This window comes from Ferrimonas marina (genome assembly GCF_900129905.1).
Taxonomy (GTDB): Bacteria; Pseudomonadota; Gammaproteobacteria; order Enterobacterales; family Shewanellaceae; genus Ferrimonas; species Ferrimonas marina.
Genome location: NZ_FQXG01000008.1, coordinates 51,167 through 64,235 on the forward strand (window position 1 = coordinate 51,167; position 13,069 = coordinate 64,235).

The 13,069-nt window shown below is 62.5% G+C and carries 12 protein-coding genes; 5 read left to right on the forward strand and 7 right to left on the reverse strand.

The features are described from left to right. Positions 1-20: 20 nt before the first annotated feature. The 4 genes from odhB (at position 21) to BUC04_RS18410 (ending at position 5,314) form a co-directional block, all read left to right on the forward strand. Positions 21-1,214 carry a 2-oxoglutarate dehydrogenase complex dihydrolipoyllysine-residue succinyltransferase gene (gene odhB, locus BUC04_RS18395; RefSeq protein WP_067660241.1) on the forward strand — a complete coding sequence of 398 codons (1,194 nt, stop codon included), beginning with the start codon at positions 21-23 and terminating at the stop codon, positions 1,212-1,214. 92 nt (positions 1,215-1,306) lie between these two features. Continuing rightward, positions 1,307-2,473, forward strand: coding sequence for an ADP-forming succinate--CoA ligase subunit beta (gene sucC / locus BUC04_RS18400; RefSeq protein WP_067660238.1), 1,167 nt, complete (start codon positions 1,307-1,309; stop codon positions 2,471-2,473). Then, positions 2,473-3,345, forward strand: coding sequence for a succinate--CoA ligase subunit alpha (gene sucD, locus BUC04_RS18405; RefSeq protein ID WP_067660235.1), 873 nt, complete (start codon positions 2,473-2,475; stop codon positions 3,343-3,345). The genes sucC and sucD overlap by 1 nt, the downstream gene beginning before the upstream one ends. A gap of 475 nt (positions 3,346-3,820) precedes the next feature. Then, positions 3,821-5,314: a DUF3360 family protein gene (locus BUC04_RS18410; protein WP_067660232.1), complete on the forward strand. Its 1,494-nt coding sequence runs from the start codon at positions 3,821-3,823 to the stop codon at positions 5,312-5,314. Positions 5,315-5,425: 111 nt separating this feature from the next. Here BUC04_RS18410 and BUC04_RS18415 read toward each other — a convergent pair whose 3' ends face one another. Continuing rightward, positions 5,426-5,929, reverse strand: coding sequence for a glycine cleavage system transcriptional repressor (locus BUC04_RS18415; protein WP_067660229.1), 504 nt, complete (start codon positions 5,927-5,929; stop codon positions 5,426-5,428). A 186-nt stretch (positions 5,930-6,115) separates the two neighbouring features. Between BUC04_RS18415 and BUC04_RS18420 the strand changes: the two genes are divergently transcribed. Continuing rightward, positions 6,116-6,766, forward strand: a complete 651-nt coding sequence (locus BUC04_RS18420) for a DsbA family oxidoreductase (RefSeq protein ID WP_073326061.1) — start codon at positions 6,116-6,118, stop codon at positions 6,764-6,766. A gap of 6 nt (positions 6,767-6,772) precedes the next feature. On the opposite strand, the gene aguA is transcribed toward BUC04_RS18420, so the two are convergent. The 6 genes from aguA to BUC04_RS18450 are packed head-to-tail and all read right to left on the reverse strand — an operon-like array spanning position 6,773 to position 12,876. Then, positions 6,773-7,867, reverse strand: a complete 1,095-nt coding sequence (gene aguA / locus BUC04_RS18425; protein WP_067660226.1) for an agmatine deiminase — start codon at positions 7,865-7,867, stop codon at positions 6,773-6,775. 14 nt (positions 7,868-7,881) lie between these two features. After that, positions 7,882-8,763, reverse strand: a complete 882-nt coding sequence (gene aguB / locus BUC04_RS18430) for an N-carbamoylputrescine amidase (protein WP_067660223.1) — start codon at positions 8,761-8,763, stop codon at positions 7,882-7,884. A gap of 14 nt (positions 8,764-8,777) precedes the next feature. Beyond that, complete coding sequence (locus BUC04_RS18435) at positions 8,778-10,058, reverse strand: NAD(P)/FAD-dependent oxidoreductase (protein ID WP_067660220.1); 1,281 nt, start codon at positions 10,056-10,058, stop codon at positions 8,778-8,780. A 12-nt stretch (positions 10,059-10,070) separates the two neighbouring features. Beyond that, positions 10,071-11,558: an aldehyde dehydrogenase gene (locus tag BUC04_RS18440; protein ID WP_067660217.1), complete on the reverse strand. Its 1,488-nt coding sequence runs from the start codon at positions 11,556-11,558 to the stop codon at positions 10,071-10,073. 17 nt (positions 11,559-11,575) lie between these two features. Beyond that, positions 11,576-12,130, reverse strand: coding sequence for an HTH-type transcriptional regulator PuuR (gene puuR / locus BUC04_RS18445; RefSeq protein ID WP_067660215.1), 555 nt, complete (start codon positions 12,128-12,130; stop codon positions 11,576-11,578). After that, positions 12,127-12,876 carry a gamma-glutamyl-gamma-aminobutyrate hydrolase family protein gene (locus tag BUC04_RS18450; protein WP_067660212.1) on the reverse strand — a complete coding sequence of 250 codons (750 nt, stop codon included), beginning with the start codon at positions 12,874-12,876 and terminating at the stop codon, positions 12,127-12,129. Before BUC04_RS18450 ends, puuR begins: the two co-directional genes overlap by 4 nt. Positions 12,877-13,069 lie beyond the last annotated feature (193 nt).

Consider the following 13,069-nt stretch of genomic DNA (forward strand, 5'->3'; position numbering starts at 1 on the left):
AGACAAGGATTGATAGAAGCATGAGCATCGAAATTAAGGTTCCCGTACTGCCTGAGTCCGTGGCCGATGCCACCATCGCGACCTGGCACGTTCAGCCTGGAGAGGCGGTGAGCCGCGACCAGAACCTGGTCGACATCGAAACCGATAAGGTGGTGTTGGAAGTGGTGGCCCCGGAAGATGGCCAACTGACCGAGATCCTCAACAGCGAGGGTGACACCGTCCTGGCCGAGCAGGTGATCGCCAACTTCGTTGCCGGCGCCAAGGCCGGTGAAGAGGTGAGCAAGGAAGCGGCCAGTGCCGACGCCCCCAGCGAGGGCGGTGACGAGGCGCTGAGCCCGTCGGTCCGTCGCCTGGTGGCCGAGCACGGCATCGATCCGGCCCAGCTGAGCGGCACCGGAGTCGGTGGTCGCATCACCAAAGAGGACGTGGAAGCCTTTATCCAGAACAAGGGCAAGGCCCCCGCCGCACCGGCAGCGGCACCGCAAGCCAAGGCACCGGCCCCGGAGCTGGGTGATCGCACCGAGAAGCGGGTACCGATGACCCGCCTGCGTAAGCGCATCGCCGAGCGTCTGCTGGATGCCAAGAACTCCACCGCCATGCTGACCACCTTCAACGAGGTGAACATGGCCCCCATCATGACCCTGCGTAAGCAGTACAAGGACATCTTCGAGAAGCGTCACGGCATCCGCCTGGGCTTCATGTCCTTCTACGTCAAGGCCGTGGTGGAAGCGCTCAAGCGCTACCCGGAGGTCAATGCCTCCATCGACGGCGATGACATCGTCTACCACAACTACTTCGACATCAGCATCGCTGTCTCCACCCCCCGTGGCCTGGTGACCCCGGTGCTGCGCGACGCCGACAAGCTGTCGGTGGCGGAGATCGAGAAGGGCATCAAGGAGCTGGCGGTGAAAGGCCAGGAGGGCAAGCTGACCGTGGAGGAGCTGTCCGGCGGCAACTTCACCATCACCAACGGTGGTGTGTTTGGCTCGCTGATGTCCACCCCCATCATCAACCCGCCGCAAAGTGCCATCCTCGGCATGCACGCCATCAAGGACCGCCCCATGGCGGTGGATGGTCAGGTGGTGATCCAGCCGATGATGTACCTGGCGCTCTCCTATGATCACCGCATCGTCGACGGCCGCGAATCGGTTGGCTTCCTGGTAACCATCAAGGAGTTGCTGGAAGATCCGACCCGTCTGCTGCTGGACATCTGATTTTCGATTCGGGGCATGGCAACGTGCCCCACACCCAAGTAGTCGCTCCTGGGCGGCTGGAAGGACATTAGAAGTAATAACGGACATATCACATGAATCTGCATGAGTATCAGGCTAAGCAGATCTTCGCTGAGTACGGCCTGCCCGTCTCCGAAGGTTATGCGTGCGACACCCCTCAAGAAGCCGCAGAAGCGGCCGGCAAGATCGGTGGCGACAAATGGGTAGTGAAGTGCCAGGTGCACGCTGGCGGTCGCGGTAAGGCCGGTGGCGTTAAGCTGGCCTCCAGCAAGGAAGAGATCCGCGAGTTCGCACAGAGCTGGCTGGGCAAGAACCTGGTGACCTACCAGACCGACGCCAACGGTCAGCCGGTGGCCAAGATCCTGGTGGAGTCCTGCACCGACATCGCCCAGGAGCTGTACCTGGGTGCGGTGGTCGACCGTGGCACCCAGCGCGTGGTGTTCATGGCTTCCACCGAAGGTGGCGTTGAGATCGAGAAGGTCGCCGAAGAGACCCCGGAACTGATCCACAAGGCGGCCATCGATCCGCTGGTGGGCCCGCAGTCCTACCAGGGCCGTGAGCTGGCCTTCAAGCTGGGCCTGCAAGGCGCCCAGATCAAGCAGTTCACCCAGATCTTCATGGGCCTGGGCCAGATGTTCCTGGACCTGGATTTCGCCCTGCTGGAGATCAACCCGCTGGTGATCACCGAGCAAGGCAACCTGCACTGCCTGGACGGCAAGATCAACATCGACTCCAACGCCCTGTACCGTCAGAACAGCGTGCGCGAGATGCACGATCCGTCCCAGGAAGATGAGCGTGAAGCCCACGCCGCCAAGTGGGAACTGAACTACGTGGCGCTGGACGGCAGCATCGGCTGCATGGTCAACGGCGCAGGCCTGGCGATGGGCACCATGGACATCGTGAACCTGCACGGCGGCAGCCCCGCCAACTTCCTGGATGTGGGTGGCGGCGCCACCAAGGAACGGGTGACCGAGGCGTTCAAGATCATCCTGTCCGACGACAACGTTAAGGCGGTACTGGTCAACATCTTCGGCGGTATCGTTCGTTGCGACCTCATCGCTGAGGGCATCATCGGTGCGGTGGAAGAGGTGGGCGTTAAGGTGCCCGTCGTGGTCCGCCTGGAAGGCAACAACGCGGAACTGGGCAGCAAGGTGCTGGCGGAGTCCGGTTTGAACATCATTGCAGCCAACAGCCTGACGGACGCGGCGCAACAAGTGGTAAAAGCAGCGGAGGCCCAGTAATGAGCGTTTTGATCAACAAAGACACCAAGGTGATCTGCCAGGGCTTCACCGGCGGTCAGGGCACCTTCCACTCCGAACAGGCGATCGAGTACGGAACGCAGATGGTCGGTGGTGTGTCTCCGGGTAAGGGTGGCACCACCCACCTGGGCTTGCCGGTGTTCAACACCGTGCGCGAGGCGGTGGAACAGACCGGCGCGACCGCGTCCGTGATCTACGTACCGGCCCCGTTCTGTAAGGACGCCATCCTGGAAGCGATCGACGCCGGCATCAAGCTGATCGTTACCATCACCGAAGGGATCCCGACCCTGGACATGCTGGACGTGAAGGTCAAGCTGGACCAGGCCGGTGTGCGCATGATCGGCCCTAACTGCCCCGGTGTGATCACCCCGGGCGAGTGCAAGATCGGCATCATGCCGGGCCACATCCACAAGCCGGGCAAGGTGGGCATCGTGTCCCGCTCCGGTACCCTGACCTACGAGGCGGTCAAGCAGACCACCGACGAGGGCTTTGGCCAGTCTACCTGTGTCGGCATCGGTGGCGACCCGATCCCGGGCTCCAACTTCATCGACATCCTGGAGATGTTCCAGAACGACCCGCAGACCGAAGCGATCGTGATGATCGGTGAGATCGGCGGTACCGCGGAAGAGGAAGCGGCGGCCTACATCAAGGCTAACGTGACCAAGCCGGTGGTTTCCTACATCGCCGGTGTGACCGCGCCTCCGGGCAAGCGGATGGGCCACGCTGGCGCCATCATCGCCGGTGGTAAAGGCACCGCGGCAGAGAAGTTTGCTGCGCTGGAAGACGCCGGTGTTCGCACCGTGCGCTCCCTGGCCGACATCGGCAAGGCGCTGCGTGACGTTACCGGTTGGTAAGTTGCAGTGACCTGAAAAAGCCCGCCGAATGGCGGGCTTTTTTGTGCCTCTTTGCCACTTTGTTGGCGTCGTTACATCCGGGACACAACCGGCCTCAAATCGCTATGGTTTGGTTGTCTTACCAAGCTTGGTCAGTTCGATGCGGTGGTGGAATGGGCTCACTTTTGGGGTGTTGCGAATCACGTTTTCGCCCTAGCGGAAAGAAAATAATTATTCACTTCGCAAAAAGATGCGCCAGACCTCGGTAATAATCACTGTATGATGAAGTTGTGAGCGACTATGTTGGTGTCGGATCAAATCTTTATCAGAACATTTGGTTAATTGGTCTTACATCTGATCGCGATCACAGAATCCTGGGGTGAAGGGTCCAAAATATCGGCCACGGCTATACTTTCGTTCGATGTGATCAGCCCTTCCTGACCGTCAGACGACTCAAGCGACATTGTGTTCCTTTGAAAGTTGGAGTGGTTATTCCATGCAGGAAAACCAAGAAAAAACCTACCGCGAGTTGCATCGCCCCAGTAGCGAGTTCGCGTCCCGGAGTGACTACCTGGACCACGAGCTGCAAATCATGAAGCCGCGCCGCTGGGCGCTCAATCTGCCGGGTCGGGATTTCCGATTCGAGTGGGAAGATCTGGTGCCGGCACTGGCCGGTACCATCGGCATTATTGCCATGTACTCCGCGGTGGGGATGGCCTGGGCCGAAGGCCTGTCGGCACGCTGGGAGCACATCGAGCTGGGCAAAGCCTTTGCCATCGAGGTGGCACGGGTGGAGATGCTGATCCCGGCCCTGCTGTTCTGTATCCTCGCCTCTGGCTTTCTAAACCCCCGCGCCAACCTGGCCGGCAACCACGGCCCGATGATCCCGCTGATTGGTGCGATTGCCCTGGCCGGTGCCCATCCGCTGGCGCTGGCGATCCTGCTGGGGATCTTCGGCTTATTGCTGTCCTATTTCAAAGGTGGTTCGAAGCTGGTGAATCTCACCAGTGAGGGGGTCGCCGGGGGCCTCCTTGTGTTCCTCGGCTTTACCGGCGCGATGAGCCAGATCGGCAGCATCCAGGCCTGGTCTAAAGGCATTGAGATGGGCCACGTGGGCCTGATTGTGCTGGCGGCGACCATCGTACTGTACGCTGTGTTGGCCAAGGTGGGTAAACGCTGGCTGGCAATCCCGGCCTGTGCCTTTACCGGTTTGATCATCGCCCTGGCGCTGGGCGCCGGTTTTGACCTGACCTTCGAAACCCCGACCGGCCTGCCTAACCTGAACCCGGTGTACTGGTGGGGCTCCACCGAACAGGGTTGGATGCTGGGCCTGCCCACGGTCAGCCACTTCATCGCCTCCTTGCCCTTCGCCATCCTGGCGGTGGCGATGTGGTCACCGGACTTCCTCGGTCACCGTATCTTCCAGGAGCTCAACTACCCCAAGCGTACCGACCGGGTGCTGATGGACGTGGATGACACCATGACCACCTGCTCCATCCGCCAGATGGTGGGCACCGCGGTAGGTGGCTGTAACATCACCTCCTCCTGGGGTACCTACATGATCCCCGCGGCCATCGCCAAGCGCCCCATCCCCGGTGGCGCCATCCTGCTGGGCTCACTGTGTATTATCGTGGCCTACCTGGGCTTCCCGATGGACGCCGCGGTGTGGCCGCCGGTGATGCGCGTGGCGCTGCTGGTGGGTGTGTTCCTGCCGCTGCTGGAAGCGGGCATGCAGATGATCAAAGACGCCAAGGACTCCCAGTCCGCCGGCATCTGCGTGTTTGCTGCCGCCGTGACCAACCCGGTGCTAGCCTGGGCCTTGACCATGCTGCTGGACAACAATGGCCTGATCGGCGACAAAGAGCGCCCCAAGACCCTGTCCAAGCTGGATCGCATCGTGATCCCCGGTGGCGTGCTGGTGATCTGTCTGCTCGCCATGCTGACGGTGGGCATGCTGGAGCCGCAATACGGCATCAAGGCCTGGCTGTAAGCCAAGCCCAAAACACAAAAACGCGGCCCCAGGGCCGCGTTTTTTATTGGCTGAGCTTCATCGTCTCAGCCTGATTTCCGTAACTCTGTTATCTCAATACGGCACCCCAGCTCAGAGGGTGGGGATCACGTTCACCGCCATCTGCTCATGCAGCCCCTCCAACTCCCGGGCGATAAAGGCCGGGTCGAGCTCCGGCGGCATGGTGACGCTCAGGGTGGCGGTGAACAGGTTCTGGCCGTCGGACAGCCCCAGCCGGTGGCTATCGAGCTCCTCGATGTTGATATCGTGGTTGGCCAGCAGCTGGGTGATGTCGTTGACCAGCCCGGGCCGGTCATTGGCGTCGATGTTAAAGGCGGCGTTGATACGCCGTTCGGTGCTGGGCTGGCAGGGATAAAAGGTGACGGTGACCTCGCTGTTTTGCACCAGTAGCTCCTTCAGCTGGCTGGTGTTCTCGCTGGGCACCTCCACCTTGATAAGGGCCACGAAGCGCCCCTCCAGGTTGCTCAGCTTACTGGCCAGCCACTTGCCACCGTGGGCGTGGGTGGTCTCCGCCAGCTTTCGCAGCAGCCCGGTGCGGTCGGGCCCCTCGACACTCATCACAAAGAGATCGTTCATTCCATGTCTCCCTTGGTTAGGCGCGCTCGCCTGTGGGTTCAGTGTAAACCAAGGGGTGTTGGCGTGGACGTGAACTGGCGCATAGTTTCCGTTGACGCGTGCGGTAACTCGAATTGCGCAGCAAGGTTGAGATCCCTCGCAGTGACCCCAAGATCTACTGCTAAGACAGCAAGGACAGGACCCACTGTGAAGAAACTGAAGATCGACATCGTCTCCGACGTGATGTGCCCCTGGTGCGTGATTGGTTACCGGGCGCTGGCCCAGGCGCTGGAAAACTTGGACTCGGAGGTCGAGGCGGAGCTGCACTGGCAGCCGTTTGAGCTGGCCCCGGAGATGCCCCCTGAGGGGGAAGACCTGGCAGAGCACCTGCAGCGCAAGTACCGTATGACCGCGGAGCAGGGCGTTGCCAACCGGGCGATGATCACCGAGCGGGCGGCGGCGCTGGGCTTTACCATGAACTTCTTCGAGGGGATGAAGAAGTACAACACCTTCGATGCCCACCGCCTGCTGCACTGGGCCGGCGAAGAGGGTAAGCAGACCGAGCTGAAGCAGGCGCTGTTCAAGCACTACTTCACTGACGGCGGTGACCCGTCAGACAAGGCGGATCTGCTGACCGTGGCCGCCAGTGTCGGCCTGGATGTGGGCCGTGCCCAGGATGTGCTGGACTCCGGCTTGTATGGCCAGCACGTGCGGGCCATGCAGGCGCACTACCACAACATGGGGGTACAGTCGGTACCCACCTTCGTCATCAATGAGCGCTACCTGATCACCGGTGGTCAGCCGGTTGAGCAGTTTGAGCAGGCGCTGCGCCAGATTGCGCTGAAGGAGAACCAGTAGCGCAATTCAGCCGCTGCGGGTCTCCAGCAGCGGTTGGGTAATGCAGTGGATGTTGCCGCCACCCAGCAGGATCTCCCGGGCGGGGATCCCCACCAGCCGGTACTCCGGCATCGCCGCCTGCAATATTGCCTTGGCCTGATCGTCGGTGGCGGGATCCAGTTCAGGCACAAACAGGCAGCCGTTGCTGATCAGCAGGTTGGCGTAAGAGGCGCCAAGCCGTTCCCCGGCCTGGCGCTTCATCCCCTGGCTGGGTTCAATCCCCGCCGCCTCCGCTTCAGTTAAGTAGAGCGGCCCCGGCAGGGGCAGCTTGATCACCTCAATGGCCCGACCGCGAGCATCCCGGGCCTGACTGAGTACCGCCATGGCTTGCTGGGAGATGGCGGACTGGGGATCGTTTGGGTCATCGCACCAGGTCAGCGCTACCTTGGCCGGCCCCATTACGTGCAGCAGGTTGTCGACATGGCCGTTGGTCTCGTCATTCACCAGACCCTGGGGCAGCCAGATAACCCGCTCAATACCCAGGTACTCCTGCAGGCAGGCCTCGATCTGTGCTTTGGACAGCTGGGGATTGCGACTGGGGTGGAGCAGGCACTCCTCGGTGGTGTAGAGGGTACCCTCGCCGTCGCAGTGAAAGGCACCGCCCTCCATCACGATAGGCGCCTGGTAGTAGGGCAGGCCGGTCAGCTCCGCCACCTTCTGCGCCACCTGGTCATCTTTGTCCCAGGGAAAATAGAGGCCATCCTCCAATCCGCCCCAGGCGTTGAAGTGCCAGCTGACCAGGCGCACCTCACCGGCGCTATTGCGCAGCGCCGTGGGGCCGATATCCCGCATCCAGGCATCGTCAAAGCTCATCTCTAGGACTTGCGCCTGTTTTGGCAGGCAGCGGCGGGCCGGTTGGAACTGCTCGGCGCTGGTCACCACGGTCACCGCCACCACCTCCAGCAGGGCTTCTACCAAAGTGGCGAAGGCCTGCTGGGCCGGTTTGCCCCCCAGTCGCCAGTTATCGGGCCGCTCTGGCCAGGCCAGTAGGATGCGCTGGTGCTGGTGGGTTTCCGCCGGCAGGTAGAAACCGTCCTGTTTCGGTGTGCTGGCCAACTCCATGGCATCCCCCTCCGTTATTGGCCGCGGCCGTTGCCGGTCAATGAACCGACGCGGTCGTACAGCTCCGGCCGGCGGTCGCGGAACAGCCCCCAGCTGTGTCGGGCCTGGGCGCAGGCGGCCAGGTCCAGGCTGGCGTAAAGGATGGTCTCCTCGTCACGGCCGGCTTCGGCCAGCTTGGCGCCGGTATGGTCGGTGATAAAGGAGCTGCCATAGAAGGTGGTTTCGATGCCGTCGTCCTGCTCAATGCCGGTGCGGTTGGCGGCGATCACCGGAACCAGGTTGGCGGCGGCGTGGCCCTGCATGGTGCGCTGCCAGTGATCGCGGGAATCCAGGCTGGGGTCCTGCGGCTCTGAGCCGATGGCGGTGGGGTAGAAGATCGCCTCCGCACCGGCCAGGGCCAGGCTGCGTGCCAGCTCCGGGAACCACTGGTCCCAGCAGATCCCGGCGCCAAAGCGGCCGTAGCGGGTGTCCCACACCTTGAAGCCGGTGTCGCCGGGGGAGAAATAGAACTTCTCGCTGTAGCCGGGGCCATCGGGGATATGGGATTTGCGGTAGTTATCCAGCACGCTGCCGTCGGCATCCACCATCACCAGCGAGTTGAAGAAGCTGTTGCCGCAGCGCTCAAAGTAGCTGACCGGGATCACCACCTGGTGCTGGGCGGCCAGTTCACGGCAGTGGGCGACCAGGGCGCACTGCTCGGTGGTTTCCGCCAGCTCGAAGTAGCGCGCCTGCTGGCGCTTGCAGAAGTAGGGGGTGGCGATCAGCTCCTGCAGCACCACCACCTGGGCGCCGTTGCCGGCGGCCTCGGTGACGGCGTCGGTGATCTTGGCGAAGTTCTGGTCCTGGTCCCAGCTCAGGCTGAGCTGGACGCAGGCAAAGGTGACGGTTCGATTCATCGGGCTCTCCAGACTCACAAGGCCAGCTTGTCACGCAGGTTATAGTAGGCGGCACCCAGGGCGGTGAAGGGCACCTGCAGATGGCGTCCGCCGGGGAACGCCAGGTGGCGCAGTGAGGCGAAGGCATCAAAGCGCTCCGGCTTGCCGCCGATCGCCTCAGCCACCAGTCGTCCGGCCAGGTGGGTGCAGGTGACGCCGTGGCCGGAGTAGCCCTGCAGGTAATAGAGGTTGTCGTCGATGCGGCCGAACTGCGGCATGCGGGAGTAGGTCAGCAGGAAGTTGCCGGTCCAGGCGTAATCGATGCCGACGCCGGCAAGCATGGGGAACACCTTCTCCATCTTGGGTCGGATCAACGCCTCCACCGACTCGGGCTCGCGGGCACCGTAGACCACCCCGCCGCCAAACAGCAGACGGCGGTCTTCGGTCAGGCGGTAATAGTCCAGCAGGTAGTTGCAGTCCTCGACGCAATAGTTTTGCGGCAGCAGCTCGTCGGCCAGGTCCTGGGGCAGCGGCTCGGTGGCGATCACCTGGGTACCGCAGGGAAACGCTTTGCGCCCCAGGCTGGGGGCCAGCTTGGGATCCAGGTAGGCGTTGCCGGCCAGGATCACCTGGCGGGCCCGCACCTGACCCTGGGCGGTGTGCACCACAGGTTGAGCGCCCTTGTCGATGCGGGTGACGGCCGATTGCTCGAAGATCTGGCCGCCATTGAGCACCACCGCCCGGGCTTCGCCCAGGGCCAGATTCAGCGGATGCAGGTGGCCACCGCGGCGATCCAGCAGACCGCCGAGGTAGCAATCGGCGCCTACCGCAGCGCGGATGCCGTTGCGATCCAGCAGCTCAAGCTGGTTGTTACCCAGTGCCTCCCAATTGCGCTTTTGCGCCTCCAGCTCCGCCATCTGCTTGGCATTGAGGGCGGCAAAGACCCCGCCCTCGACGTGGGCGCACTGGATGTCGTAGCGCTGGATCCGTTCACGGATAATGTCGCCGCCTTCGAAGATCATGGCGCATAGCTGATCGGCAGTAGCGCTGTCGTAGCGCTGGCGGATGGTGTCCACGTCCCGGCTGTAGCTGTTGACGATCTGACCGCCGTTGCGACCGGTAGCGCCAAAGCCAACCCGGGCACTCTCCAGCACGATGACGTTGTAACCTTGCTCTGCCAAGTGCAAGGCGGAGGAGAGACCGGAGAAGCCGGCCCCCACCACGCAGACATCGCACTGGTGTTCGCCCTGCAAAACCGGGTATTGCTGTTGGTCATTGACGCTGTCGGCGTAGTACGACGAGGTATGAGCTTGCATGAGGGACTCCGTTCAGTAGGACTCTAGCCGCAGCCAGGTCGTTTTGATTTCCATGAACTTCTCAATGGCGTGGAGCGATTTGTCCCGGCCATTGCCACTTTGCTTGTAGCCACCGAAGGGGACGGTCATGTCGCCCTCGTTGTAGTTGTTGATCCAGACTGAGCCGGCCCGCAGCTGACGGGCAACCCGGTGGGCCCGGTTCAGATCCGAGGTCCACAGCGCCGCGCCCAGGCCATAGGGGGAGTCATTGGCGATGGCCACGGCTTCCGCTTCGCTGCTGAACGGGATGACGCAGAGCACCGGGCCGAAGATCTCCTCCCGGGCCACCGCCATGGCGTTGTCGACACCGGTGAGGATCACCGGGGCGACAAAGGCACCCGGGCCGGGGTGGTCGCCACCACAGCGCAGGTTTGCTCCAGCGGCCACGCCTTGCTTCACATAGTCCAGCACCTTGGCCTTGTGCTCCTGATCGATCAGCGCGCCCATGGCGGACTCCGGATCCAGCGGATCCCTGGGGGTGAAGCGCTGCGCGGCGGCTTCCACCATGGCAACAAAGCGGTCGTGGATACTCTCGTGCACCAGCAGCCGGGTGGCGGCCACACACACCTCGCCCTGGTTGTAGAAGCAGCCGGCGGCGGCCTCTTCGGCTGCGCCCTCCAGGTTGGGGTGGTCGGCGAACACGATGTTGGCGTTCTTACCACCGGCCTCGTTCCATACCCGCTTGAGGTTGGACTCGCCGGCGCAGACCATCAGCTGGCGGGCCACCCGGGTGGAGCCGGTGAAGGTGATGCAATCCACATCGGGGTGGCGGGCCAGGGCCTCGCCCACTTCATGGCCGTAGCCGGGCAGTACCTGGAACACTCCGGCGGGGATCCCGGCCTGATGGGCCAGTTGCCCCAGGTAGAGGGCGCTTAATGGGGTGTTCTCCGAGGGCTTGAGGATCACACTGTTGCCGGCGGCCAGGGCAGGGCCCAGCTTCCAACAGGCCAGCCAGAGTGGGAAGTTCCAGGGCACAATGGCCGCCACTACGCCGATCGCTTCGTGGGTGATGGTGGCAACGACATCGCGTTCGGTCGGGGCCACCTCGCCGTAGGTCTTGTCCACCGCCTCGGCGTACCAGCGCAGTGCCTGGGCGGCACCGGGGATGTCGGTGCTGGCGCTGTGGCGGATCGGCTTGCCGCTGTCCAGGGTCTCCAGCAGGGCCAGGGTATCGATGTGCTCCTCCACCAGATCGGCCAGTCTCAACATCAGGACTTTACGTTGGCTTGGTGCCATCTGGCTCCACACGCCCTGGTCAAACCGGGCCCGGGCGACCTCTACCGCACGATCTGCATCGATACCCTGGCAGCGGGCGATCTGAGCCAGCACCTCGTCGTTGGCGGGATTGATGGTGGCAAAGGTGGTGCCGTCATTGGCGGATTGGTACTGGCCATTGATAAAGGCGCGGCCCTCGATCGCCAGTTCCTGTTTCAGTGCCTGCCATTGTTGCTGAGTGTGCATGTCCCTCTCCCTTGGGATCAGAAATTGGCGGGACTGTGCGCGCTGACAAGGCGACAGACCCGATTTGACCGATTGGTGAACTTGTGTGGGATGCTGGTATCCAGCAGGTAGCTTTCGCCCGCCCGGATCAGATGGGTCTGGTCCCCCAGGGTCAGCTCGATCTCCCCCTCCAGCACGGTACCGGCTTCCTCCCCCTCGTGGCGGATCCGCTCGGTTCCAGTGCAGGTGTTGGGCTCGAACCGCTCCAGCAGAAAGCCGAGCTGGCGGTTGGGGCGGCCATCGCAGACCAGTTTCATCGACACCGCCTCATTGCCCAGCTCGATCAGCTGCTCCGGCTTGAGCACCACCTGGGTGGGGCGGTCGGGCTCGTCCAAGGTGAAGAACTCCGCCAGGGAGAGGCCGAACACCTGCACCAGCTTGTGCAGCGAGCTGACCGACGGGCTCACCTTGCTGTTCTCCATGGCGGAGATGGCGCTGTGGGTAATGTCGGCGCGTTCAGCCAGTTCCCGCTGTGACATCTGGTATTGCTTGCGCAGATAGGCGATGCGTGGGCCCAGTTGCTCTGGATTCATGTGCGTGCTCCTTGTCGCTGGCGGGCCTGCTGGATAAAGCGCTCAAACAGCAGTTGTGATGCCGGCTCCTCGGTGGCTTGCCATTCCGGGTGCCACTGCACCCCAAACAGGAAAGGGTGGTCAGGCAGGCTGAACGCCTCCACCAGGCCGTCGGGAGCGATCGCTTCCAGCTGCAGGGCAGGGGCCAGGCGTTCGACCCCCTGGTTGTGCAGGGAGTTGACCGAGAAGCTGGCCACGTCCGGCCACCATTGACTTAACAGGCCATCCGGAGCGATCCGCACGCTATGTCGATGGGCGTATTTTTCGGCAAAGTCCGGAGTGTCCGGCTCGCGGTGATCCAGCGCATCCGGTCGCTGGTACACCGCTGGATCCAGTGTGCCGCCCAGGGCCACGTTGATCTCCTGGAAACCGCGGCAGATCCCGAACAGTGGGATTTTCTGTTCAGCGCAGAGCCGGATCAGCGGCAGGGCGACACCATCGCGTCCGCTGTCCTGTTTGGGCTCCTGGTGATCGGCACCGTAGTGGGTCGGGGCCACATTGGAGTGACTGCCGGGCAGCAACACGCCATCCACCCGAGCGAGCAGCTGGTCCAGTGAAACCGAGTCCGGGTAGCTGGCCAACAGAACCGGCACTCCGCCAAAGGCCAGGACAGCGTCGGTATATAAGGTGGTCACCGCCGCCAGGGTGTAGCCATTGAGCTGCTTGCGGCAGCTGACGACGGCAATCACCGGAGCATCCTGTGTCATAGTCCCTATCCGTGTTCAATATAATTGTCACCATCCTAGTCATCGCTTGTTCTAAAAAGCAAACGGAAGGGTGTGTGATGTCAAAAATATTGCTCAAGGAAGAAAGTTTATTGGCCTGAATTTCGAACAGTAAGCAGCTGGATTAGTTTATTGGTGATGGTTTTTTGCGCTATGAAGGTCGGTTTTGCGCCGC

What these genes read in the sequence shown, in the direction of transcription:
- sucC (WP_067660238.1), top strand. Translation starts at nt 1,307, where the DNA reads ATGAATCTGCATGAGTATCAGGCTAAGCAGATCTTCGCTGAGTACGGC.
- BUC04_RS18450 (WP_067660212.1), bottom strand. Translation starts at nt 12,876, where the DNA reads ATGACACAGGATGCTCCGGTGATTGCCGTCGTCAGCTGCCGCAAGCAG.
- BUC04_RS18415 (WP_067660229.1), bottom strand. Translation starts at nt 5,929, where the DNA reads ATGAACGATCTCTTTGTGATGAGTGTCGAGGGGCCCGACCGCACCGGG.
- BUC04_RS18440 (WP_067660217.1), bottom strand. Translation starts at nt 11,558, where the DNA reads ATGCACACTCAGCAACAATGGCAGGCACTGAAACAGGAACTGGCGATC.
- puuR (WP_067660215.1), bottom strand. Translation starts at nt 12,130, where the DNA reads ATGAATCCAGAGCAACTGGGCCCACGCATCGCCTATCTGCGCAAGCAA.
- odhB (WP_067660241.1), top strand. Translation starts at nt 21, where the DNA reads ATGAGCATCGAAATTAAGGTTCCCGTACTGCCTGAGTCCGTGGCCGAT.
- BUC04_RS18410 (WP_067660232.1), top strand. Translation starts at nt 3,821, where the DNA reads ATGCAGGAAAACCAAGAAAAAACCTACCGCGAGTTGCATCGCCCCAGT.
- BUC04_RS18435 (WP_067660220.1), bottom strand. Translation starts at nt 10,058, where the DNA reads ATGCAAGCTCATACCTCGTCGTACTACGCCGACAGCGTCAATGACCAA.
- aguA (WP_067660226.1), bottom strand. Translation starts at nt 7,867, where the DNA reads ATGGAGTTGGCCAGCACACCGAAACAGGACGGTTTCTACCTGCCGGCG.
- aguB (WP_067660223.1), bottom strand. Translation starts at nt 8,763, where the DNA reads ATGAATCGAACCGTCACCTTTGCCTGCGTCCAGCTCAGCCTGAGCTGG.
- sucD (WP_067660235.1), top strand. Translation starts at nt 2,473, where the DNA reads ATGAGCGTTTTGATCAACAAAGACACCAAGGTGATCTGCCAGGGCTTC.